26 protein-coding genes and 1 tRNA gene are annotated in these 20,772 nt (G+C 56.0%); 8 read left to right on the plus strand and 19 right to left on the minus strand.

The annotated features are described in order from the left end of the window. Positions 1 to 3: 3 nt before the first annotated feature. The 3 genes from C8N30_RS02325 to C8N30_RS02335 form a co-directional block, all read right to left on the minus strand. Positions 4 to 1,191 carry a hypothetical protein gene (locus tag C8N30_RS02325; RefSeq protein ID WP_025062882.1) on the minus strand — a complete coding sequence of 396 codons (1,188 nt, stop codon included), beginning with the start codon at positions 1,189 to 1,191 and terminating at the stop codon, positions 4 to 6. Between the two features lie 182 nt (positions 1,192 to 1,373). Beyond that, entirely contained in the window at positions 1,374 to 2,801 is a 1,428-nt protein-coding gene (locus C8N30_RS02330; protein ID WP_025062883.1) for a TolC family outer membrane protein, read from the minus strand. Between the two features lie 77 nt (positions 2,802 to 2,878). Next, positions 2,879 to 3,532 carry a protein-L-isoaspartate O-methyltransferase family protein gene (locus tag C8N30_RS02335; RefSeq protein ID WP_025062884.1) on the minus strand — a complete coding sequence of 218 codons (654 nt, stop codon included), beginning with the start codon at positions 3,530 to 3,532 and terminating at the stop codon, positions 2,879 to 2,881. Between the two features lie 165 nt (positions 3,533 to 3,697). On the opposite strand from C8N30_RS02335, the gene C8N30_RS02340 reads away from it, so the two are divergent. Continuing rightward, positions 3,698 to 3,771: transfer RNA gene (locus C8N30_RS02340), tRNA-Cys, on the plus strand. Positions 3,772 to 3,845: 74 nt separating this feature from the next. On the opposite strand, the gene C8N30_RS02345 is transcribed toward C8N30_RS02340, so the two are convergent. The 10 genes from C8N30_RS02345 to C8N30_RS02385 form a co-directional block, all read right to left on the minus strand. After that, positions 3,846 to 4,898 (minus strand): tyrosine-type recombinase/integrase, encoded by a 1,053-nt coding sequence (locus C8N30_RS02345; protein WP_232222828.1) that lies wholly within the window; start codon positions 4,896 to 4,898, stop codon positions 3,846 to 3,848. After that, entirely contained in the window at positions 4,885 to 5,088 is a 204-nt protein-coding gene (locus tag C8N30_RS19150) for a hypothetical protein (protein ID WP_025062886.1), read from the minus strand. Before C8N30_RS19150 ends, C8N30_RS02345 begins: the two co-directional genes overlap by 14 nt. Before the next feature lie 16 nt (positions 5,089 to 5,104). After that, on the minus strand, positions 5,105 to 5,434 hold the full coding sequence (locus C8N30_RS02350) for a DUF2190 family protein (RefSeq protein WP_025062887.1): 330 nt from the start codon (positions 5,432 to 5,434) through the stop codon (positions 5,105 to 5,107). Continuing rightward, positions 5,434 to 5,667, minus strand: coding sequence for a phage head-tail joining protein (locus C8N30_RS02355; protein WP_025062888.1), 234 nt, complete (start codon positions 5,665 to 5,667; stop codon positions 5,434 to 5,436). Before C8N30_RS02355 ends, C8N30_RS02350 begins: the two co-directional genes overlap by 1 nt. After that, on the minus strand, positions 5,664 to 7,427 hold the full coding sequence (locus C8N30_RS02360; RefSeq protein WP_025062889.1) for a prohead protease/major capsid protein fusion protein: 1,764 nt from the start codon (positions 7,425 to 7,427) through the stop codon (positions 5,664 to 5,666). Before C8N30_RS02360 ends, C8N30_RS02355 begins: the two co-directional genes overlap by 4 nt. 28 nt (positions 7,428 to 7,455) lie before the next feature. After that, the gene (locus C8N30_RS02365; protein WP_025062890.1) at positions 7,456 to 7,755 is read right to left on the minus strand and encodes a hypothetical protein; all 300 of its coding nucleotides are present in this window, start codon (positions 7,753 to 7,755) and stop codon (positions 7,456 to 7,458) included. Further along, positions 7,745 to 9,163, minus strand: a complete 1,419-nt coding sequence (locus tag C8N30_RS02370; protein ID WP_025062891.1) for a phage portal protein — start codon at positions 9,161 to 9,163, stop codon at positions 7,745 to 7,747. The genes C8N30_RS02365 and C8N30_RS02370 overlap by 11 nt, the downstream gene beginning before the upstream one ends. Continuing rightward, entirely contained in the window at positions 9,156 to 9,770 is a 615-nt protein-coding gene (locus C8N30_RS02375; protein WP_147419668.1) for a hypothetical protein, read from the minus strand. The genes C8N30_RS02370 and C8N30_RS02375 overlap by 8 nt, the downstream gene beginning before the upstream one ends. Positions 9,771 to 9,874: 104 nt before the next feature. Beyond that, positions 9,875 to 10,255 (minus strand): hypothetical protein, encoded by a 381-nt coding sequence (locus C8N30_RS02380; RefSeq protein WP_025062893.1) that lies wholly within the window; start codon positions 10,253 to 10,255, stop codon positions 9,875 to 9,877. Beyond that, a complete protein-coding gene (locus tag C8N30_RS02385; protein ID WP_025062894.1) occupies positions 10,252 to 10,434 on the minus strand; it encodes a hypothetical protein in 183 nt (60 codons plus the stop codon). The genes C8N30_RS02380 and C8N30_RS02385 overlap by 4 nt, the downstream gene beginning before the upstream one ends. Positions 10,435 to 10,515: 81 nt before the next feature. Here C8N30_RS02385 and C8N30_RS02390 point away from each other — a divergent pair, with 81 nt between their 5' ends. Next, on the plus strand, positions 10,516 to 10,743 hold the full coding sequence (locus C8N30_RS02390; protein ID WP_025062895.1) for a helix-turn-helix domain-containing protein: 228 nt from the start codon (positions 10,516 to 10,518) through the stop codon (positions 10,741 to 10,743). Between the two features lie 12 nt (positions 10,744 to 10,755). Further along, positions 10,756 to 11,031 (plus strand): hypothetical protein, encoded by a 276-nt coding sequence (locus C8N30_RS02395; RefSeq protein WP_147419669.1) that lies wholly within the window; start codon positions 10,756 to 10,758, stop codon positions 11,029 to 11,031. A 15-nt stretch (positions 11,032 to 11,046) separates the two neighbouring features. Here C8N30_RS02395 and C8N30_RS02400 read toward each other — a convergent pair whose 3' ends face one another. The 5 genes from C8N30_RS02400 to C8N30_RS19155 form a co-directional block, all read right to left on the minus strand. Continuing rightward, a complete protein-coding gene (locus tag C8N30_RS02400; RefSeq protein ID WP_037967953.1) occupies positions 11,047 to 12,825 on the minus strand; it encodes a phage terminase large subunit family protein in 1,779 nt (592 codons plus the stop codon). Next, positions 12,815 to 13,306 carry a DNA packaging protein gene (locus C8N30_RS02405; protein WP_025062898.1) on the minus strand — a complete coding sequence of 164 codons (492 nt, stop codon included), beginning with the start codon at positions 13,304 to 13,306 and terminating at the stop codon, positions 12,815 to 12,817. Before C8N30_RS02405 ends, C8N30_RS02400 begins: the two co-directional genes overlap by 11 nt. Before the next feature lie 103 nt (positions 13,307 to 13,409). Next, complete coding sequence (locus tag C8N30_RS19240) at positions 13,410 to 13,577, minus strand: hypothetical protein (protein WP_156949577.1); 168 nt, start codon at positions 13,575 to 13,577, stop codon at positions 13,410 to 13,412. 320 nt (positions 13,578 to 13,897) lie between these two features. Next, the gene (locus C8N30_RS02410) at positions 13,898 to 14,152 is read right to left on the minus strand and encodes a hypothetical protein (RefSeq protein ID WP_025062899.1); all 255 of its coding nucleotides are present in this window, start codon (positions 14,150 to 14,152) and stop codon (positions 13,898 to 13,900) included. Further along, positions 14,149 to 14,385 carry a hypothetical protein gene (locus C8N30_RS19155; protein WP_147419670.1) on the minus strand — a complete coding sequence of 79 codons (237 nt, stop codon included), beginning with the start codon at positions 14,383 to 14,385 and terminating at the stop codon, positions 14,149 to 14,151. Before C8N30_RS19155 ends, C8N30_RS02410 begins: the two co-directional genes overlap by 4 nt. A gap of 968 nt (positions 14,386 to 15,353) precedes the next feature. On the opposite strand from C8N30_RS19155, the gene C8N30_RS19160 reads away from it, so the two are divergent. The 3 genes from C8N30_RS19160 to C8N30_RS02430 all read left to right on the plus strand — a co-directional run bounded on the left by C8N30_RS19160 (position 15,354) and on the right by C8N30_RS02430 (position 18,031). Next, positions 15,354 to 15,554: a hypothetical protein gene (locus C8N30_RS19160; protein WP_147419671.1), complete on the plus strand. Its 201-nt coding sequence runs from the start codon at positions 15,354 to 15,356 to the stop codon at positions 15,552 to 15,554. Beyond that, positions 15,551 to 17,026 (plus strand): sodium:solute symporter family protein, encoded by a 1,476-nt coding sequence (locus C8N30_RS02425; RefSeq protein WP_198021480.1) that lies wholly within the window; start codon positions 15,551 to 15,553, stop codon positions 17,024 to 17,026. The genes C8N30_RS19160 and C8N30_RS02425 overlap by 4 nt, the downstream gene beginning before the upstream one ends. Positions 17,027 to 17,371: 345 nt before the next feature. Then, positions 17,372 to 18,031: a glutathione S-transferase family protein gene (locus tag C8N30_RS02430; RefSeq protein WP_025062903.1), complete on the plus strand. Its 660-nt coding sequence runs from the start codon at positions 17,372 to 17,374 to the stop codon at positions 18,029 to 18,031. 592 nt (positions 18,032 to 18,623) lie between these two features. Here the strand turns inward: C8N30_RS02430 and C8N30_RS02435 are convergent. After that, positions 18,624 to 19,523 (minus strand): LysR family transcriptional regulator, encoded by a 900-nt coding sequence (locus C8N30_RS02435; protein ID WP_025062904.1) that lies wholly within the window; start codon positions 19,521 to 19,523, stop codon positions 18,624 to 18,626. Between the two features lie 209 nt (positions 19,524 to 19,732). Between C8N30_RS02435 and C8N30_RS02440 the strand changes: the two genes are divergently transcribed. Both C8N30_RS02440 and C8N30_RS02445 read left to right on the plus strand, forming a co-directional pair. Further along, complete coding sequence (locus C8N30_RS02440; protein ID WP_025062905.1) at positions 19,733 to 20,515, plus strand: 5-oxoprolinase subunit PxpA; 783 nt, start codon at positions 19,733 to 19,735, stop codon at positions 20,513 to 20,515. Positions 20,516 to 20,534: 19 nt separating this feature from the next. Next, positions 20,535 to 20,771: an acetyl-CoA carboxylase gene (locus C8N30_RS02445; protein ID WP_025062906.1), complete on the plus strand. Its 237-nt coding sequence runs from the start codon at positions 20,535 to 20,537 to the stop codon at positions 20,769 to 20,771. Position 20,772 lies beyond the last annotated feature (1 nt).

Below are 20,772 nucleotides of genomic sequence, written 5' to 3' on the forward strand. Positions count from 1 at the left end.
ACATTATTCCAGTTCTTGCGCGGTCAGCGCACGGTGGATTTCGCGTCGCACCAGTTTGCGCACGTTGCGCGTAATCCGCTCACCCAAGGCGCCTTGTAATTCTGCACGCACAATTTCGCTCACCAGATCACGAAGAGCCTCTTCATCCATCAGCTGATCTTCTGCAGATAAGCCTGCCGTAGCGGCGGCGTCATCCTGCGCTTCGGGGGTGTGGGCCATCTCGCCCTGCGCCATCTCTTCGGGCGCTGAGACAAGCGGTTCACCTCTGGCGTCAAGCTCGACATCATCCTCCCATGCCATTGGCTGGGTTCCACCGGCGATGATCTCGTCCGCATCCTCGGCTTCAGGCTCCCAAGCTTGGCGTGTGCCTCCCATTGCCGCACCCAATGCCGCAATTTTGGAAACTAGAGGCGTGACAGAGGCGCTTTTTCTCGCCCCTTCAATTATCTCTTCAGAGTGGCTGCTTTCAGCTGCACCATCGAAAAACGGTGCTTCGTCGATCTGGTCTTCTGGCGCTGGATCGATGTGGTACGAGCTGGGGGCTTGACCGTCGAATCCGTCCTCGCCAAGGTCCCATTTGTCGCCCCCCGCGGTCGATACTTCAGTCTCGATTAGACTGTTGCCATCCTGACCGCCCGCTTGCGCCGAGGCAGCATCGTCTTCATCTTTTTCCCAAAATCCTTCGTCGGTGTAATCACCGTCTTCATGGGCTTTCTCGACGGCTTTCATTTCACTCTCAATCGCATCGTGCACCAACGCGTCAAGTGCGTCCATCGCCAGATCAGGAGTGTCCGTGTCATTCGCAGTTCTCGCGGCAGGGAACAAAACCATCGGAGAATCGTGGCCTTTATCGGCAGAAACATCATCAGGCAAAACGGCTGCGCGATCATCCGCACCCCAAGTTTGACGCGCAACAGATCCAAGATCGAGTGGGCGGTCAGCTTCTTCGGCCTGTGGACGGTGCAGCGGCTCAGGCTCGGATGGCGCTACGCGTAGGGCGGGGGTCAATACCAAACGGTCAACCTCAGCGACAGGACGCTCCGGCTGTTTGTCAGGTTCGAACTCGTCAGCGTCGTTTTGCGGCGCCAGTGCGCTGCGCAGACCTGCGAGGGGGCGCTTGTCTTCGGAAACCAATCTGCGGATTGAAGAAAGTACATCTTCAACCTCTTCGTTTGTTACGGCTTTTGACATTTTTTACCACTCTCTGCTCAGGAGCAAAGATAACCCGCATAACCGATTCCCACAATGGTGCGAAAAATCTTTAAAAATATAAAATTAGCTCGTTACCTTAATGCTTGTTCTACCGAGAAATAAAAATGGCCGCCCCATATGGAGCGGCCCTTTCCAATCGGTATGAAAGACCAGCTTCCGGATTATTTTTGTAATTTCTGTAGAACACGGTCCAGTTGCTTGCCCTGCTTAGATTGCGAGGTGGGGCTGTTCTTGACCAGATTATAATACTCGTTCACGTCATATTGCTGAACTGGCAACCGCAGTTCACGCGCAGTCAATTGGCCGGTCGACGCCAAGACTGCATATGCTGCGTTGTAGATCAGTGATTGCGCAGAAATCCGCGCCGCTTCGGCATCCAGAAGGGCCTGTTCTGCATCCAAAACATCCAGAGTGGTTCGTGCTCCCAGCGTCGCCTCCTCACGTACACCGCGGAAAGCGATCCGCGCCGCCGTGATCTGGCGGTCTGAGGCGTCAATCGTGGCCCGCGCGGAGCTGAGCTGTGCATAGGCGATACCGACGTTTTGCTGGATGTTGTGCCGCACAACGTGCAGGTTGCCACGCTGTGCATCACGCTGCGCCTGTGCCTTACGCACTCCAGAGGACCGCGCACCACCGGCGTACAACGTACCGCCAGCATTGAGGCCGATGCTGGCACCTCTGTTAAAATTACTACTATCTAGGTTCTCGCTCAGCGACAGGATACCCTGTGCACTGATTGTCGGACGCTTGCTCGCTTCCGCTGCCTTTATTGCAAGCTCCGCTGCGGAAACCTGATATTGCACGGCACGCATATTCGGGTGGTTGCGTACGGCAACAGCTTTCGCCGCCTCGATATCACTCCCGATCCTTGGCAGGCTCGGTGGTGGAGACAAGCGGCCAGGCGCACGCCCGATCACATTGCGATACTCCTCGACGGCGATGGCATAATTACCCTGGGCGCCGGCCAGACCGCTTCGCGCCTGCGCCAGCTGTGCCTCGGCTAGTGCAACATCTGTACGCGTGACTTCGCCCACTTCAAAGCGATTGCGCGCAGCACTCAGCTCCTGCGTGAGTACCCGAACGTTGTTTTGGCGCAGTGTCACGAATTCAGCCGCCTCGATGACGCCCATATAGGCCTGCACACCCCGTTGCAGAACCTGCTGCTCGATCCCGATGAGGGACTGTCGCGTGGCCAGTACCGTTTCCTTGGCAACCTCGATACCAAATGCCGTCGCACCGAAATCATACAGCAGAACATCCGCAATCAACTGACCGCTTGCCACTAGACTGTCAGAATTCAGTGCGCCTAGTGCGCTTGAGCCCTGCCCCCGCCCGATGCTTTCGGTAATGCTTGCTGTCCAGCGCAGTACGGGTTCGAGTGCGGCACCCGCTGCTGCAACATCTTCGTCGGCAGCACGCAATAGCGCGCGATTTTGATCAAGAAGTCCTGAATGATTATAAGCACTTACCAGCGCGTCAGCTAATGTCTCCGCCCGTGCGGTCGTGCCGGTTATTACGGCAGCGGTCGTTATCACAGCAGCCACGCGAGCGAAGCGTGCTGCGCCCTTCCTGATCTCACCAAATACCATTCGATATGCCTCCGAGCATGTTTTTATTTGTACATATCAACGGTGAACCGACGTATGTATACAAGTTATTTGCCCACTCAAAAACTGAACGTTTTTTCTTTGTCAAAGCCCGGCAGGATCGGCGCGGTAGCGTTAAAGGCAAGCCGCCAGCTTACCTGGCCTGCGCGTTTGTGCCCCACGCGAACCTCGCCGAGCGGGCCGGACATAAACATCGCTGCAATTCGGCCACCCTCTTTGAGCTGCTCAAGCAAGGACGCGGGCACTTCCGCCACACCGCCCTGAAGCACGATCACATCATAGGGTCCGTGTTGCGGGGCACCATCCACCAGCGCGCCGGTATGCACGACCGCGTTGTCAGCGCCGGCCGCCACCAGCGCATCCTGCGCCTCACGGGCCATGGATTCGTCCTCTTCGACCGCAACTACAGCTTGCGCCATCCGCGCGATTACCGCAGTCGAGTAGCCCATCGCGCAGCCGACATCGAGGACCAGTTCGTCACCGCCAATCGCCAGCACATCAAGGATTTTTGCAAGACTGCGTGGCTCCAGAAGGACACGTCCCTGCCCCAGATTGAGGTTTTCCCCCACATAAGCAGCCTCCCGCTGGGTGGCAGGCACGAAGTCTTCGCGCGCGACACTGAGCATGGCATCAATGATCGGAAATTTGGTCACATCAGAGGGCCGCACCTGCGTGTCGACCATCATCGTGCGGCGTTTGGAGAAATCGGTCATGAAAGTTGCCCGCCTGTCAGAATCCTGTTTGATGCAATGTGCCACAACCCGCAGCGCGCAGCAACGGCACAACAAGCAGCCCCCGAACCCCGTCAAATCAACCCTGCGCGGCAACCATGTTCGCCCTTGCAGCGCTTAAAGTCCCAGTTTATAGCAGCAAAAGGCGGCGAGTTGGCGGAGTGGTTACGCAGCGGATTGCAAATCCGTGTACAGGAGTTCGATTCTCCTACTCGCCTCCAAGCCTTTTCAATCACTTAGCAGTCCTTTCAGTTTGCGCGCAGTGCGCGGTTTACAGGTGCGTTTACAGTTTTGTTCACTGTGCGCCCCCTTTGGCCCGTGCCAGCTTCACCAGCACAGCATCGGTTTCGTCGGGTGATACGCGGGCGTAATGCTCGATCACGTTCGCCGCATTGCGAATTGACCAGCCCATATGGTTGGCAATCTCCGACAGGCTCAGGCCAGCGTCCAAGAGCCGCGTTGCCGCTGTACCTCTGCAATCCTGCAATCTCAGATCACGGTTCAATCCGGCCTTGTCACGCCATTGGCGCAGACCCTCAGACGCGCGATGCTCAGTCAGTTGCGCGCCGCTGGCATTGGTCAGAATCAGCAGTTGCCCGGTGGGTATGGCGTCGATCACTTTTGCGAGTACGGGCGTAATCGGGATATGTGCCAGCTTCTTGCGCTTGTTTGTGCGGACACGCAGACGCCGCCCGGCTGGCGTGTTCTCCACCGCCGCGCGGGTCAGCTTGATCAGATCGCCCGGACGCAGGCCGGTTTCACAGGCTACGCACAAGATCCGCTGCACCCACTCCGGCGCGATTGCGTTGATCGCGTCACGGTCGGAACGGGTCCAAACCACGCCGGAACGGTCCACTTCGTACAGGCGGCGCAATTTGTGGCAATGATGCTCAGACAGTAAGCCCTCCTCAACAGCCCAGTTCAATACCCGCACCGCGTGAGTGCCAGCCATATCGTGCTGTTTTGGTGAGTGCTTCCAAACCGCGCGCCATTTGTTTAACTCGCCGCGCGCGCGGCGATCCTCAAAGATAGCGGCGGGCGCAGTCGAAAAGTGCTGAGCAAATCTCCATGCCCACTTCTTCGCATCTTCGCGTGATCGCTTCGCTTGCGGCATCGAACTGCTGGACAAGAAATCATCCACCATTTGGGGAACCATGTAATCGGCGGATTTCGGGCGAGCTGTAGCTTCGGAAAATGCGTGAAAAAAGGCTTTATCTTCCGGAACCTTTTTATCATCTGTCCAGAACCTTGGGCCACCGCGCCAAGCATAGAAATGCCAGCGGCTCAGGCCATTGGCTAAACGACGGCGAACGCGATGAACATTCTTGGGCAAACTAACTTGCTTCATTATCCGACTTCCATTTATCGAATGGGGTAATGTCCGCTTGATTTACTTCAGCACTGGCATCCGAGGGCATCATAACAACTGTACCGTCAGGCTGGACATGAACGGCAGGCGGCGTTCCCCACGCCGCCTTCCATGCCTTCAACATGCGGGTCAGGTCCGTTTGCCTCACTGTTGCCTTGATCGCTGACACCGTCTAATCCCCCTCGCTACACCGCCGCGCCGTTCAAGCGGACGCGAACCAAATTTGCGCCGTCAGTCGCGGCCTCAGTGGCAGCGCCGATCAGCTTATTCCCGGATGCGGTGGTGGTGACGTCGGCTGTGTCTGCCTTCCAATATACCTTTGCACCGGGCGTGATCGCGCCCGCAGTCTTCGGCAGCTCGAACACGCCAACCACGGCGGCTTCGAAGGGGTCACCGGCGGCGGCGGCGCTTGCTGCTACCCCGAAGAGGGAGTTCATCATAACGCCTTGACCGGAGTTAACCGGATCGGAGCTGGTGAAGGTGAGCGTGTCACCGGGCTGTATGAAATTGCGCATCAGATCAGTCCTTTCGATGTCTGTGGATAAGTGGTGCGCGGGCGTGGCCCGCGCGTAAGTTTCGAGATTTCGACTTCAATCGCCGCCAAGGCGGCCGCCATCTGGGCGTCCGACTTGTAGGTGACGGTATCTTCCCCAAAGGCGACTGTCAGAAGCCCCGAGAAGCGGGCAAGTTGAAGCTCTTTGCGGCGCGCTTTTAGCTGAAACAAATGGTCTTGATCTTCCTGGGTCATTCCGCTGGAACCTTATGAGCGCCACGCCAATCCAGCCAACCGCATCCGAAGTCGAGAAATGCCCGGAATTTCAGCCCCAGTGTATCCCACGCTTCGGTCCGCTGGATCTGGACCCCTTGAGCGGCGGAGAGATAGGCATATTGCATCGCTGCCAGCCGCGCCGGATCTGCGAATACAAAGCCGGTGCTGTCCGTAATGCGGGGTTCGACCAGCAGGACGAGCTTGCCTGCCATTGTGTTCACGTCGGCAGAGGTCGCGGGATATATCTCCGCCAAGGCCTTTTCCGCTTCATCCTCGATATCGGGCCCCACCAGCAAGTACCGTGGACTGACGTTGATCAGGGTTTTCCCGTCTAGGCCGGTGCGCTTGCGCATAGCCTTGCGTGCCGCAGCTATTGCGAGCTGCGCGCCCCCTGAGGTCTCGAAAGCATTTGCCACATCGTGCACATTGCCCCGACTATCGTCGAAGACAGTAATGCCGTCTGACATGGCCGGGTTATCAATGAGCAGCTTCACCAGTTCATCAGCTTCGGTCTGCGCGGCGGCTTCACCAAGGGCTGCGGTCATATCACCCAACATGTTGAGGTCATCATTGATAAGCAATTCACGGGTGACAGTCAGACCGCGCGCAAAGGTCTTCAGACGCATGGATTCGCCGTTCTCCGCGCGGCTGGTTGCCTTGATCTCGCCATCTTCATTCAGCGGCTCCAAGCGCCCCATTTCACCCAAGCGAATGGCGATGCTTTCCTTGAAGTTCGCCAGCGTTTTCTGGCGACACAGGGATTTCAAAGGGCTTTCCGCCGCCTTGTAGGTATCGAGCGCCACCTTGTTTGCGGCGTTGGAAACAACCAGGGGAAAATCGCTGGATGTATGAGCTGCGCGGGTGAACACTTCATCGGCGGACATGCCACGTGTCGAGATACCTTCGCGTGCAAGGCTTTCAGATGCCATGTCGCGCAGGCTCAAATTCACATACTGGCGCGCATCCTCGGGCAGTTCACCACCGGCCATGCGATAGGCAACCGCGTCCGTCTGGCGGCGCGTGATGACCGCCGGATCATCGTTTGCGGGGGCGTGGCTACGGATGATCGGGGCGCTACGCTGGCGGTTCTGTTGCGCGTCAAAGATTTCGGCCTTGGCGCGGGTCAGGTCCGCACCTGCATCGATCAGATCATCTGCAATCGCAGGCTCAAGGCCAGCAAATCGCACCAGCGACCTTATTTCTGTGCGGCGGGTCGTTTCGGCTTCATCTGCCGGGGTCGTGTCAATCACATCATTGGGCACGGTGGCCTCCTTTTGTCTTAGTGTTGCTGCCGGATCGGCGGGGTTCGAAGTCAGGGTGATTTCAGTAAGCTCCCATTCCATGGGGCGGCGGGTGCGGGTGCCTCCGCTGGATTGCTCAGACCACCGCTTCACGCGGTACCCGATGGAAACACCGCGAATGGTGCCGTCTGCGATCCGTTGCAAAACCGGTGCCACATCATCGGCGGCGCTCAACCGAAGTTTGGCAATCAGCTTGTCGCCCTCTACGCGAACCGCTTCTACTGTGCCCATTGCGTCCCGGACGCTCGCAGTGCGGTGGCTGTCGAGAACACGCAAATTGGTGGCATTGCTCAAGTCCAGGGTGGAAAAGTCCAGCACTTCGGAGTATATGCCGCGCGCATCCCGACGCATGACGGGGTATGTGGTAGCAATGACGGCCTCTACCGTGCGGGTCTCCGGGTCAAAGCTGGCCGGGGCCATTGTAGCATCAAGCGGCATCTTTGCGCTCCTTAGTTGATGAAGGTGCCTAATGGCACTTCGGGATCACGCGGCGAATACATCCCTTGGGGTAACTTTCACCCGGAAAGCGACGTTCGACTTCCAAAATGAAATCATCTCTAAAAGCATGTTCCTTGCTGGTCTTTGGTTGGCAAAGCCCCATTGCAAGGTTCCACGCCAAAGAGAAATTAGTCCGGCCGTCTTTTCGAAAAAAGGAATAATAAGGAATAATCAAGGCAAAATTGATCTGTCCAATCCAGGAGTTTTTCGTAGATTTCTTCCTGTGTATGCGGCCTTGTTCCATTGGGGGAAGGTATTCAGTCGGCATCGGCGCTCTCCTTTGGTTTGGTTGTGGCGAAGTTCAGGCCCAGCTCGGCTTCACGGGCGCGATCTGACTGAATTTCTTCATCGATATCGTCGGCGTTCCACCCCAGCTCATTGATCGCGTGGGTGCGGCTGGTCAGGCCAAGGGCAATCGCCTTTTCGGTCGCTTCCAGATCCTTGGCGGGGTCTACCTGTTGCGGGCGCGGCATGATCCAATCGCAGGGCGTATCGGCGGAAGCATCGATGCGGCCCGCGAGAATTTCCAACGCCAGCCAGCGCCGCCAGACAGGGCGAAGAATTTGAGGCACAAGCGTATTGTGCTGCACCTGGTCGATGCGCGCCCGGAAGGGTATCAGGCCAGCCCGGAGGCTCGAATAATTCGCACCGGTCAGGTCACCGGAAAGCAGGAATTCTGGCACCCCAAGCGCCGCAGCCAAGGCTTGCAGGTTCATCCGCATCAGAGCGGGTGCGTCCTTCAGCTGTTCAGGTGAACTGAATGTGACATCGGTGCCAAGCGGCAAGCGGGTCATTGCCCCCGGCTCCCAAACCGGATCAGAAAACAGCTCTTCGTCACCACCTGTGTCAGTCGCGTCAGTGATAAATGCCGCGTTCATAGCAGCCATCTTTGCGGCCAACAGTAGAGCATCCCGGTACTGGTCGAATTCGTTGGCGGTCAGGACCGCAGCGGCCAGCCATGAAAGGCCGCGCACTTGACCGGCGCCGATCGGGTGGAAGACGTGCAGCACATCCCCAGCATCCACCCGAACGGCGGGTTCATGACCAATGAACACAGAATCGGGACGTTCAGGAAAAATCCAGTAGGCTGCCCGCCGCCCTCTCGCGTCGAATTCCACGCCCTGGACGATCTGCCGTCCGTCGCTAAGGATTACAGTCTTTGCCGCGTCCAGGTGATCCGGCGGGATGACTTGGATTTGCAGCCCCTCAGCCGTGTTGTGCATCAATGCCAGTGCTTCCCCACGCACCACGATATCTCTGGCCATCTGCTCCATCAGCCCGCCAAGGTCGGTTCTTTCCGCGAAGTCTGCTGTCTCGCAGAAACGGTCAAAAGCGAAGTGCAGCCCCCGGCGTTGTTCGCGATCAATCCCGCGAACATTCGGGCGCGGCCCTGTGCCAACCAGGAAGGCGACAAGGTTTGCCACCGCATTGGAGATATAGGGATTGTTGACCGCCTGATATGCGGCCCGACTGCCAACCAGAGACAGCCCCGCCGCAACCTCGCCGTTGATCGGTCCGAAGGTACCCATACCACCGCCGCGCCGTCCGCCGGTTGCGGCGTCGAGGCTGCGACGATGGTTGCCACCCGCACTTTCATCTTGACCCATAAGCAAGGTGATAGCGCGGGTGACGAGGCCGCGGACCAAATTTGGAGAAACCATCCGCGGCCTATTCATGTTCGTCGTCCATGTGGTGGCCGTCCGCAAAGACTTGCTTGAAGATCATGTGAGGTTGAAAAAACAGCGCCGTGGCCGGAAGAAATTCCGGCCCCATCATTCCTCGGCGAGTATTCCACCCTCGCTCAGCGCGCCATTCTTCATCTTCTTTCCAAGCGAAGAAGCACTCCAGATCGCCCGTTTGACGATCATCATCAGGATCGTTGTTCTCCAAGATTTGCTCGATGTCGCGAATTAGCAGCTCTAGAATTTCTGTGGCGTCCGTAACGGAAACCCGAACGTCAGATGAGATTGACGCTAAGCTAGCGATACGCACAGCGTCTCGATAGCTGAACAATCGCCATTTCGATTCACTGTGATTTTGATCTGCGTCCAGCGAAAGCTGTTTGCGGGTAAGCCATGTTCGAAGGGTTGCAGGTTTCACGTTCGTAAGAAGAACCAGCTTACCGAAGCCAAACCTTGGGCGCGAAAGGAACGCGCGATTCCTCTCAATATTGAGAAATCGCTTCTTACGGTCGGCTTCGAAAAGCTCGGACGCGCCGCTGATAGCGGACTCTCTCACCCGCTGCACTTCGTAATCGCCTTTTTCTCCATCTTCGTCAGCCATAGGTGCACTCTCAAAGTCAAAACGCTTCATTGACTTTTTTTGCCACGCTGCTCCTAGAATTGCAAGACAAATTCAACGCATCGCTTTTAGCGCCTGCGACCCGCTCATTTCAAGGTCCCCGTCAGGGCGCGGGCTTCCTTCCAGAGCGCGCCGGTTTCCCAGTCGGAGAAAGTGTCGCCACTGCAGGTATCCACTACTAGCTTTGCCGCGAAGTCTGCGGCGCAGGTAGAGGGCAGCGCCATCAACTCACTTTCGATCTCGTCAGAGCGACGATAGAAAAGGCGCTCAAGATCTTCGTCCACGTCCTTCCCGTTGGCTGCGCGGACGTGCACTGAAGCAGCACTTAGGATCGCCTGATGTTGACTGAAGAGGCGCAGGATCGGCGTGTCATCTTCGGCCCTCGCCATAGCGGGCGAGGAAGCCGTCGATCCCACTGCAATGGTCGATGCGGGCAAGGACGCAATCATGGCGCGACGGGTCATCATTGTGAACCCCCCTCGATCAAGATCATTGCTTCCGTAAGTGCAGAGTGAGCCTCCAAGCGGTTGCGCTCCGATAAATCTGGTGCTTCGGTCGCGTCCAGGGCGATAAGGATCATATCGCGGATGACTTGAGAACTTGCATCAGGCAAGGTGGCGCTGTTCGCGCAGGCGCGTTTTTTCATTGTGATTTTCTCCGATCATGGTATCAATGATTTACGTTGATAATCCTCGGCAGACGTGCCGTCAATGAAAAACGTTGATTAATGAAACCAGCACAATCCCGCGCGGCCCGAGGCCTACTCTCAATGACCCAAACTGATCTCGCAAAAGCGGCGGGTCTCGGTCAGTCAACAGTCATAGATTTTGAGAAAGAACGCAGAGTTGTTTCCGACGCTGCCGTCACCGCAATGCGCTTCGCACTCGAAGAGGCTGGTGTAGACTTCATCCAAGAAAATGGCGGGGGCGCTGGCGTCCGCCTGAAAAGACGATAGGAAACAATGATCATGCGGAATAGTTGGACCGGTAGCGAACTTGACCAGCTCGAAAAGCAAGTTTCGAATTTTGAATTCGTCGCGTTTAAGAAGAAATTTGATAGGTCAAGTGATCGAAAGAAAGCAATCAAAGCCGCCGCGCGCGTTGCCGACGATCAAAACATACGATTCATCCTTGGCGGCTCGATAGATTATCTTTTGTCACGGCCAGAGCTTGTTAACGCGGCTATCAGCAAGGCGAGAGATCACATCGCAACCCTTCGCGCCAACGGTCCAAGGCTCAATTGAGCACAGGCCGTCGATCTATCCGGTCAACCATTTCGAGCGATAGACGTTCTTAGGCTTAACCTGATCTTGAAGCCCACCGGCGCGCAGCTGCGCTTCACGCTCTTCGAAATTCACGTGAACCACCTGTCGCGCCGCAATGGCATAAACAACACAATCGAGCGCCTCAGCTCTACGCCCTGGCACCCGCTCAAATCTCCTTTGCGGCTGCCCCCGCACATAGCGCGTCACTGCCCTTTCGCTGGTCAGTTGCTCATACCACACAGGCGGAAGATCACCTGAAAAGCGGATCGATCCAGCCCGCGTCAACCGGGCCATGATTGCGGTCTTGATCCCGTCCACGCCGATCAGCCAAAGACGCGCAACCGACTTCTTGCGGGATTGTGAAGGTTCAATGAATGGGCGGGTTCCCGAAACTCCCTTTCCAGCCATGATCCGGCGGCGCTGGCGGGGGCCGCAAAATGACATGACTGCCTCCATGGTCACACCGTCGCCTGCATCGATCACCGCTGCATCGATACCAAGCGAACCGCCCAGGGGGTGTTTCCAGCGTGTCTTTAGCAAGCCGTCAAGCTCTGACCAAGTTTCATCATGATCCCAATTCCCCCATATGACCTTATGCCCAAGGATGAATGCCGTTTCGTCCTTTGCGGAGCCGATGAAAGTGCATTCAAGCCGGTCGTGTTGTGTGTCGATTCCGGCAGCAATCGTAAGGACTTCTTCCGGCAACGATTCCAGACCGAAAGCCTCATTGCGCCCGGCCAGCTCCGCTTCGTCAAGCTCATCACCCGCACCGCTCCAACCTTGACCCAAGATGGTATTGACGAAGGTCTGCAATGTGACCGGGTCTTTTCTGGCTGAGAGGAATTCCCGGACCAACTGTGGCCAAGATGCATTTGCATGAAGCGATACCAAGGCGTTCAACTGGAAGCCTGCATGGCCCTTTACTTCAGGACGGGTTGCGCGCCATTGCCCCTGAGCTACCATCTTGAGCTTGTGGCGTTCTGCGATCTCTTCACTGCAATGCGGGCACTGCCAGCGCGCGGTTTCCGGCTTGCCTTCGTCCCAACGGATAGCCCCCCACAGAATTTCAGAGAAAGCGCCACATTCTGGACAGGGCACCTCGAAAATGCGCGCGTCTGACTCGGCGAAGGCGCGCAGCACATTACTGCTTTCACTGTGAACGGGGGTGCTGCCCATGACGATCTTTCGATCAGGGAAGGACAAGGTGCGCTTTTCCGCAAGAAGAATGGGAGATCCCTCGCTTGTCGGGTCCATGCCATCCACCTCATCCATGAACAGCACCCGGACGTTGTGCCGGCGCAAGTTGCGGGCGGCTTTCGCAGCGACCACCTTGAGCGATCCACCCGGAAACCGTCGAGACATGAGCGTGTTTCTGTCATCGCCGTCGACTTCATAGGCCAGCGCCTTCGCCACCGCTGGTGATGATGCAAAGATAGGCTCAACGTCCGACACCATGTAATCCCGACAGTCAGCTTCAGCGGGCAAAAGGCAAAGGATCGGGGCGGGTTCATTGGCAACAAAAGACGCGACCGCCGATGTAAGGAGCGTTGTAAACCCTACCCGCACCGGCTTGACCAGCGTCACCCGTTCAATGCTCGCGTCTCCGATAGCGTCCGCGATTTCCCGTTGGAAGGGCCAAAGCTGGACTGGCCCTGGCTGAGCACTGACTCCCTCGGGAAGAACAATCTCTGATTCAATCCATTCGGAAAGCCGGAGGCGGGGCGGTGGAATAAGGGCGCGCAAGGCGCTGGCCAGAACCTGTTCAATTTCCATTGCCAACCTCGGTCAAAATGCTGCGCAGAGCGCGATCTATGGCGTCGATAGTTTGCGGATCAATATCGGGCAGATCAGACCGCATACGGGAGGGGACAGCCAAGATACGGGCGCGAAGCTGGCGCAGAGCATCTCCCCAGGTGCGCTCAACATCGGATGCTTCGACCAGCTCGCCGCGTAGCTTGGCGTTCTTGATCGCTTGCGCGTCCGCCTGTTCTTTGGCAAGCCGTGCCCGTTCGTTAGTCAGGGTCACCGCCTGGTCACCCGTGCCCCACCCTGCCGCCATGCTGCGAAGATGCTGGACGTACGCGCGCGTTGTAGCGGTCAGATCATAGCAGTCATGCGATAGATGAACCGCAAGGCCGCGTTTCTTCAGATCGGTCAGGGCGGCGGGTGAAATGTCGAAGAGCGCGCAAAGATCCTTGCCGCCTACGGTGTGCAAAGGCTCTTCCCCAAGGGCCAATTCTGACAATATCTTCATGTATTTAACCCCTTAGTAATTTCTAAAGCGGCTGGTATCTCGGGAGTCGCTATACCCGCATGGGGGAAAGATAGGAGGGACCCGCAACAGGCTATGAATGAGGTCACGCGATCGACCTCGCTATCTTTGACAGCTCATAAGCGATCTCGCTCTTCTCTTCGTGGAAGCGGTGCGGGTCGCGGTGGCATACACTGAGGCGCTGCACACGAGTGACAATCACGCGGATGTGCTCGCCAATGTGCTCGAAATCCTCTCTCTTCTTTTCTTTCATCTCGCGTATCTTTCTATCTATGAGCTTCATGCTCAATGGTGAGGGTCTGAGCTGAGGGCATAGGGCGACTAAGGCCGGGCAATGCCCAACCCGTCCCTAGCCCTCAACGTGAAGTCCTTGCTCAACGGAGCCGGGCCATCGCATTGGGCGCACAGGTCGCAGCGTTCGCGCCTGTGCTTGCTCACTTCTTCACCGTTGAACGCGACGGCAGGGCCTCAGGGATTGAGCTTTAGGGCTCCCTTTGCGCTTTGACCCACTCAAGATAACGCAGATACATGTGGTGCCTCTCCAGTCGTCCGAAAACACCCCACGGACGCGGATTAGACGGCGTCAGACCCTTTCTCTGTCTCAATCAATTCAATGTTGTCTGGCGTACTGTCGGCACTGCCCCCGAAGCGGCTCTCATTGATCAGCTTTTCAATGATAGGCTGCTGCCGTGCTGTCGGTTTCCATTTGGGGTTCTTGGCTTGACGCAAGATCGAGCGCGCAAAGTTCACGCTCCACTGGTCACCGTGGCCGCGTGTCACTCGTTTGAGGTGGTAGAGCTGCTCTTCAAGCTGGGCTTCGGTGATCATCGGACCAACTCCCCCTTGTAAACGCCGTACAGGGCAGCATTGGCGATTTGGTAGGCTTGATCATCTTCGAGGGTCATCAGGCTGGCATATGCCAGCTTTGCGCGCTCCTCTGGCTTCAACCGCGCCAGTAAGACGATGATTAGACCGCTCCAAGCCTCAGATGTGCCAAGGGTAAGGACAAACCCTAAAGCCTTTGCCGCGCGCTTATGGCGGTCTTTTGCATACAAAGACATTGCATTCCGGCGCGGCTTCGGTTTACCTGTGCCAAGAGATTTTTGATGGGTCTCTGTATTTCTAGCGCCGTGTTCCATGTCAGTGGACGCGGCGTTTTCTTTTTCCGCACTCGTTTGAGCGTTTACACTTGTCGTGCAACCCATTGATATCCCGTCGTGAACAGATCGGGTACGTTTACACAGTTTTTGTTTTGAATCAGCACCATGATCTGGATTGCAAATCCGTGTACAGGAGTTCGATTCTCCTACTCGCCTCCATATGCTCCAATGACCTAATTGTTTTTGCTTTGGAGTGGGCACCGCCGCGAATTGGTTTGATTCTGCGGACGGACGCCGAGGCGTAGTGTGCTGGAGACGCATCAAGATCTAGCAGGAAACTATGCGTTTTCGACCGGATCAGTCACGCCTACAGATGAGCGCATTGTAGTGACATCAGTGACTGAACTGTTTTCCGGCCTACTTGAATATAATTTGGGCTACTAACCGCGATGCCCTGACTTTAGTTGTCCAATGGGAAACTGCATCGCATCATCACTGAAACAGCCAATTATGTATCAATCAGCATTTCGACCGGGCAGGTGACAATTGTGCCAGACTTAGCGGACAGTTGTCGCATTTGCTGCTTTGAACGATGTGAGTGGCGGTTACGCGCGGAGACCCAATCCGCTTCAGACGCGGCATTGAATCACCCACCTGAACCCGCTGATGCTGCCGTCTATTATCAACGCTTGCTGCTTTTGGTTGCATATTTGCAGTTTCGACGACACGCCACGGTCTCGGTATTTCACCTTGATTGCGCCCTGCCGGACTTGGGCGGCGTTGCGCCAATCCAAACCTTCCTGGCGCGCAGCGACCGACATTTGATATGAACACATCCTCTAGATCCGAGGCTTTAACATGCTTGTCTCATGTCGCGTCAGCGGGTACTCAGTGAACTCTGAATTGGGGGAAAAATCATCGATCAGATCGTGAAAAAACGGCAACAGCGCGGCAGGGCCATCTGGCTTGCAGCTATGGCGATAACAGTGCTGGCAGGCGTCGCTGTGCCTTATGGGGTGTTGTCAGACAGCCCGATGATCATGGCCGTGCCGCTGTTTTGGTTGCTTTTCGGAGTGGTGGTGATCGGCCTGATCGTCATAGGCGTAACGCGTTGGAGTGACGAGGCGTGATCGCGCCGGGCCTTATATGGGCGGTCATTGCGATTTTTGCGGCGTTCGGCTTTGTCATTGCCGTGCGCGCGGCGCGCGCGAATTCTGGGTCGGCGGGTGATTACTATATCGGAGGACGGGACATCGGCGGCATGGTAGCCGGACTATCTTATGCCGCTACGACTTATTCCGCCTTCATGCTCGTCGTTCTGACAGGCCTCACCTACCGCGGCGGGATCGGCGCGCTCGGCTTCGAGTTAATCTATTTCGCTGGTCTGTCCTTGTTAGTTATCTTTGCACCGCGGTTTTGGCTGGTGGGGAAGCGTTGGGGATTCATTTCACCTGCCGAGATGATCGGTGCGCGCTACGGCAGCAGGGGTGTCGCCCGTGCGATGGCCGTTGTAAGTATTGTGTTTCTTCTGCCCTATTGCACGACGCAGATGGCCGGGATCGGGCTGTTGCTGTCAGGTGTGACGGGCGGAGGAATCAGCCTCTTTCAAGCGGTCGCGACAGGTGCAGCACTTGCAATGTTCTGGGCCTTGCTCGCGGGTCTACGCTCCGTGGCTTGGACCGATGCTGCGATGTCGGTTGTTATGTTCGTCTCAGGGCTGCTGGCGGTGGCGTTTGCAATCGCGGCGTTGGGCGGTCCGGCCAAGTTCATTGGTACCCTGCAGGCGGATCATGCCGAATGGCTAACGGTTCCGGGGCCCGGACTCTGGAGCCTTCCGACCTTCATCGCGCTGTCGCTTCCGTGGTTCTTCTTCACCCTCTCCAACCCACAGGTCAGCCAGCGGTTGTTCATCCTGCGGGATTTTAGGGCCATGCGCCGGATGATCCTCTGGGTCCTCGGGTTCGGCTTTATCTTTACGCTCGTTGCCGTGATCTGGGGGCTGGCCGCGCTTCAACTTGCGCCAAATATCGCAAACACTTCGATGGCGACACCTGCCCTTCTTTCCTCGGGGGTCATCCCGACATGGGTGGTGCTGCTCTTAATCATCGGCATTCTGTCGGCAGCGATATCAACACTGGATTCAATCGCGCTGACCGTCGGCGCGATGATCGCCCGCGACGTTGTGCCAAGCGTGGAAACCCAAAGCGATGCGCGACAGATATTTTCCGGTCGCCTTGTCATCGTTGCAGTAGTTTTATTCGCCAGCTATTTTGCGCTAGAGCAGGCTGCCATTGTGGATCAACTCGCGGCGCTTTCTGCGGCGGGTCTTATGGTCTCTGTACCACCAATCGTCGGAGCCTTTTTCTGGCATCGCGGTACAGCCGCGGGCGCCTTTGCGGCCATCATCGGCGGCGCGGCCGTCGCTGTCTGTCTCGCCATATTTCTGAAGGTCAGTGTATTCAATCCGGTTCTCCCCTTCACTGTCGGGGGATTGAGTGCGGCACTTTTCATTGTTGTGAGCCTTTTAACAAAGCCACGGGCAAATGCGCTGGATTTCCAGAGCGAGATTGCCGACCAACTCACCTATCACCGTGTCTGGTGATATGGATGTGATCATTTGTCGGAGATGTGCCGCATTTGACCCGCCTTGCCATATAAGGTCTCTTGCCTGACTTGATCTCGTCCGTGCCCCACAGAACTAAACTTGGTATAAGTCGCAGTGAGTGAACACCTTCTGATCCCAGTGGTTGATGGCGCGACCGGCCCAAACCGGAGGTCGACCGATGGTTGCAACGTTAAACAGTGTCTTTCCGAAGAATTGAGTTTCATGCATGGTTCAGGAATTCGAGCCGTCTTAAAGTGACATCCTTCTCTTGCGCAGCATTGCCAATGGTCGGAATTCTGGCAATCCGGTACAATACGCCAATGCGATACTTAGGAAGCACACATGAGTTATAAGCTGTACTACGCACCAGCAAGCGCATCATTGGGTGTGCGGGTTATACTCGAAGAGATTGGAGCGGATTACGAGCTCATTCCAGCCAACATAGAAATGAACAAACCTCGGTCTCAAAGCCATATGGCATTAAATCCGAATGGATGGTTGCCAGTACTCATCTGGGGTGACAACGCAATGTACGAGTGCGCTGCTATTACAGTCTTTCTTTGTGATCGACATCCCGAAGCAAAACTCGCACCGGCGTTTCATGAACCTGAACGCGGGTTATTTCTTCAGACGCTAGTCTATTTTTCCAGCACTGTGCAAAATGCGTTCCAGCTGGACTATTACCCAGATCGATTTGCTGACACGCCTGCCACAGAACCGAGTGCGCGACGCCGTGGACTTCGCCGATTGCGCGAGACTTGGGCGATCGTTGACGATCAGATTGGCAACAACAATTGGATGATTGGTGATCGCTTCAGCGCTGCTGACATCTATCTCTTCATGTTGACAACGTGGCTACAACCCGCGCGGGGACAGCCATCGACGCAGGAGTTTCCAAACGTAAAGCGTATCTCTGATGCTGTGATGAAAAGACCAAGTGTACAACTGGTGTACGAAAAATGGATATCAGAACAAAAGATTGTTAGCCAGTTTGCAAAGTAAGGACTGAACGACCCAAACCGGACAACTATCCTATCAGGGCCACCGAATGGCGCTTCAATACGCGCATCGGTTAGCTTCGTCACACGGTTGACCACGTTGTTATTTCCTTACTTGATGGTTTCTCGAAGCTGACCTCACAGACGGCGGGCATATTAAAGCTAGAATGCAAAATGCTGTGCTAAACTTCCGCAAAATCGGTGTCTGACACGATGTCATCAACGACAATGATTTTGGATGCTCATTTGTTGGGGTGGCGCTCTTCAAATACAGCTGCAAAGAAAATGTATTAGCTTAGCCTTTTCGCAGAATTGAATGCGGAGCTGACCTTGAATGCGGCTCAGCACGACGTGCTATGACGCATTCAAGATTGGGTTGTCGGCATAGGAGGCGGCTGGCAGAGGACCGTCTCAGCCAGATCAAGTTTGAAACCTGTCGCCGATGGTTGCCGTTTGACGACGGAGCGTCTTGCCCTGACCGGTACGGCACCGCTATGCCAGATGGGCGTTGAAGCTCTCGAAGTCAGGGAAACACAAAGCCGGCACTATGTGGTTGCGACGGCAGAGCCCAACAGGCTCTCGACAAAGCTACATCGTCAAAATCGTGTGGCGAGAAAGGCTTCGTTAAAATACTCAAGCACGGATTGAGCCGCGTGCGACAAATCCGTTCCCTTTCGCCAGGCAAGGCCCACGTCCATTGACGGGATCGGCCGGTCAGTCTCTGTCACACCTATTCGCTTACCCTCCAACGACCAGGGGCGGTATACCATATCCGATAGGATCGTTACCCCCTGCCCGTTCCCAACCATCGAGCGTACCGCCTCAACCGACGAAGTCCGCAGTGTGACGCGAGGCTGGGCATTGCTGAGGCCCCAGTAGTTCATGGTCGTATGGGCGGCCTCATCCACGGTAAGCATGATATAGCCCTGCTCTGCAATCTGCTCGAATGTAACTGCCTTTCCCTGACGAATAAACTCATGCGAATTGGCGGCCCACAATCGCCTCTCAGAACGGAGGAGAGTTTTCGTCTCGATCTCGACATTCTTTAAATTCGAGGTCAGCACGACCGCTAGATCGAAACGGTTGGATAGTAACCCCTCCTCGATGCTTTCACGATTTAACTCGCTCAGCCGTATCTCAAGATTTGGGAACAATTGATTAAGGCGATCCAGATGGGGCGGCAGAAAATACCCGATCACAGTATAGGTTGCCGCTATGGAGATACGACCTTTTACGGGGGATTGTTTCTGGCGCACTTTCTTGGCCTGCTCGACTTTTTCAAGGATCTCCCGCGCCGAGGAAAGGAAATCGCGCCCTGCCTCTGTCATCTCCATCCCGTGGGCCGAACGCATAAACAAGGGCGTTCCCAATTCTGCCTCAAGCTCTTTGACTGCGTTGGTTACAGCAGATTGAGAGATTGAAAGCTGCGCTGCCGCTCGGCTGACCTGACCGGATTCGGCGGTAGCCACAAAGAATTTAAGATGCCGGAAGTTCATGAAGCCCCAATCTCATAATATATAAATTAGCATTATCTGATTATCGAATACACGCTAGACACGAACTTTGCAAAATTAGTTTGTTCTAGTTATTCCAACGCCCCAAGCATTATCAATTTATCAGATAACTCAACCCCCATAATTAATATTGTACATACCTCATAGCCTTCGCCAAGCTTTTTCCATGCTAACAAAGAAGGTCGTTGCGGATGCGGGAACTAGTGGATCTGAACTGTGACATGGGCGAAGGTTTCGGCCAGTGGGTGCTTGGCGACGCACCCGATGAAGAAATCATGGCGCTGATAAGTTCTGCCAACATCGCTGCCGGATTTCATGCCGGTGATCCAAATACAATGGACCGCGTCGTCAAGCTTGCTCATTCGCACGGTGTCGGTCTCGGCGCGCATCCCGGCTACAATGACCTCCAAGGCTTTGGCCGCCGAATGATCAAGACAACACCTGAAGAGTTGGTCAACGACATCATCTACCAGATCGGCGCGATCCGCGAATTCGGCCGCAAGCATGGTATTGGCCTCCAGCACGTAAAACCCCACGGCGCGCTCTACATGGAGGCTGCGGTCAACGCAGAGCTTTCACAGCTTCTTGTCGATACACTGGGCAAGATGAGCAGCGACACCATTTTGTTTTGCATGGAGGCGTCAGAGACCTACCGCATCGCCAAACGCTCCGGTCATCCGGTCGTGCGCGAATTCTACGCTGACCGCGACTATGGCAACTCCGGCTCGATTGTCTTCACCCGCAAGGTAGGCCGCCCCGACCCCGAAGCCATCGCCGCAAAATGTGTAAAAGCCTGTAAAACAGGCAAAGTGACCACAGTCGAGGGCGACGAGATCGAGATCGGCTTTGAATCGATATGCTTTCACTCCGACACACCCGGGGCGCTGGATATGGGCCGCGCCATTCGACAGGGTTTGATCGACGCGGGCATCACAATCGCATCCGCCGCAACCGTTCTGGCGCAATCCAAGTAATCAAAAGAGAGATATAATCATGGCAGACATCCAATCCCCTCTCCCCGGTACCTTCTATACTAAACCTTCCCCCGAAGAACCCGCGTTCAAATCTGCGGGTGATGCAGTCGCGGTGGGCGATACCATCGGTCTGGTCGAAGTGATGAAGACATTTATCGAGGTCAAGGCCGAGACGGCAGGCACTTTTGGCGGCTATGTCACCGAAGATGCTGCACCCGTGACGGCAGGTGCGGTTCTGGCAACGCTGGACGCGTGAT

The organism is Sulfitobacter guttiformis (assembly GCF_003610455.1).
Lineage (GTDB): Bacteria > Pseudomonadota > Alphaproteobacteria > Rhodobacterales > Rhodobacteraceae > Sulfitobacter > Sulfitobacter guttiformis.

Excerpts from the sequence above, each read along its gene's own strand:
- C8N30_RS02325 (WP_025062882.1), bottom strand. The coding sequence starts at position 1,191 with ATGTCAAAAGCCGTAACAAACGAAGAGGTTGAAGATGTACTTTCTTCA.
- C8N30_RS02330 (WP_025062883.1), bottom strand. The coding sequence starts at position 2,801 with ATGGTATTTGGTGAGATCAGGAAGGGCGCAGCACGCTTCGCTCGCGTG.
- C8N30_RS02335 (WP_025062884.1), bottom strand. The coding sequence starts at position 3,532 with ATGACCGATTTCTCCAAACGCCGCACGATGATGGTCGACACGCAGGTG.
- C8N30_RS02345 (WP_232222828.1), bottom strand. The coding sequence starts at position 4,898 with ATGAAGCAAGTTAGTTTGCCCAAGAATGTTCATCGCGTTCGCCGTCGT.
- C8N30_RS02350 (WP_025062887.1), bottom strand. The coding sequence starts at position 5,434 with ATGCGCAATTTCATACAGCCCGGTGACACGCTCACCTTCACCAGCTCC.
- C8N30_RS02355 (WP_025062888.1), bottom strand. The coding sequence starts at position 5,667 with ATGACCCAGGAAGATCAAGACCATTTGTTTCAGCTAAAAGCGCGCCGC.
- C8N30_RS02360 (WP_025062889.1), bottom strand. The coding sequence starts at position 7,427 with ATGCCGCTTGATGCTACAATGGCCCCGGCCAGCTTTGACCCGGAGACC.
- C8N30_RS02365 (WP_025062890.1), bottom strand. The coding sequence starts at position 7,755 with ATGCCGACTGAATACCTTCCCCCAATGGAACAAGGCCGCATACACAGG.
- C8N30_RS02370 (WP_025062891.1), bottom strand. The coding sequence starts at position 9,163 with ATGAATAGGCCGCGGATGGTTTCTCCAAATTTGGTCCGCGGCCTCGTC.
- C8N30_RS02375 (WP_147419668.1), bottom strand. The coding sequence starts at position 9,770 with ATGGCTGACGAAGATGGAGAAAAAGGCGATTACGAAGTGCAGCGGGTG.
- C8N30_RS02380 (WP_025062893.1), bottom strand. The coding sequence starts at position 10,255 with ATGATGACCCGTCGCGCCATGATTGCGTCCTTGCCCGCATCGACCATT.
- C8N30_RS02385 (WP_025062894.1), bottom strand. The coding sequence starts at position 10,434 with ATGAAAAAACGCGCCTGCGCGAACAGCGCCACCTTGCCTGATGCAAGT.
- C8N30_RS02390 (WP_025062895.1), top strand. The coding sequence starts at position 10,516 with ATGAAACCAGCACAATCCCGCGCGGCCCGAGGCCTACTCTCAATGACC.
- C8N30_RS02395 (WP_147419669.1), top strand. The coding sequence starts at position 10,756 with ATGCGGAATAGTTGGACCGGTAGCGAACTTGACCAGCTCGAAAAGCAA.
- C8N30_RS02400 (WP_037967953.1), bottom strand. The coding sequence starts at position 12,825 with ATGGAAATTGAACAGGTTCTGGCCAGCGCCTTGCGCGCCCTTATTCCA.
- C8N30_RS02405 (WP_025062898.1), bottom strand. The coding sequence starts at position 13,306 with ATGAAGATATTGTCAGAATTGGCCCTTGGGGAAGAGCCTTTGCACACC.
- C8N30_RS19240 (WP_156949577.1), bottom strand. The coding sequence starts at position 13,577 with ATGAAAGAAAAGAAGAGAGAGGATTTCGAGCACATTGGCGAGCACATC.
- C8N30_RS02410 (WP_025062899.1), bottom strand. The coding sequence starts at position 14,152 with ATGATCACCGAAGCCCAGCTTGAAGAGCAGCTCTACCACCTCAAACGA.
- C8N30_RS19155 (WP_147419670.1), bottom strand. The coding sequence starts at position 14,385 with ATGTCTTTGTATGCAAAAGACCGCCATAAGCGCGCGGCAAAGGCTTTA.
- C8N30_RS02430 (WP_025062903.1), top strand. The coding sequence starts at position 17,372 with ATGAGTTATAAGCTGTACTACGCACCAGCAAGCGCATCATTGGGTGTG.
- C8N30_RS02435 (WP_025062904.1), bottom strand. The coding sequence starts at position 19,523 with ATGAACTTCCGGCATCTTAAATTCTTTGTGGCTACCGCCGAATCCGGT.
- C8N30_RS02440 (WP_025062905.1), top strand. The coding sequence starts at position 19,733 with ATGCGGGAACTAGTGGATCTGAACTGTGACATGGGCGAAGGTTTCGGC.
- C8N30_RS02445 (WP_025062906.1), top strand. The coding sequence starts at position 20,535 with ATGGCAGACATCCAATCCCCTCTCCCCGGTACCTTCTATACTAAACCT.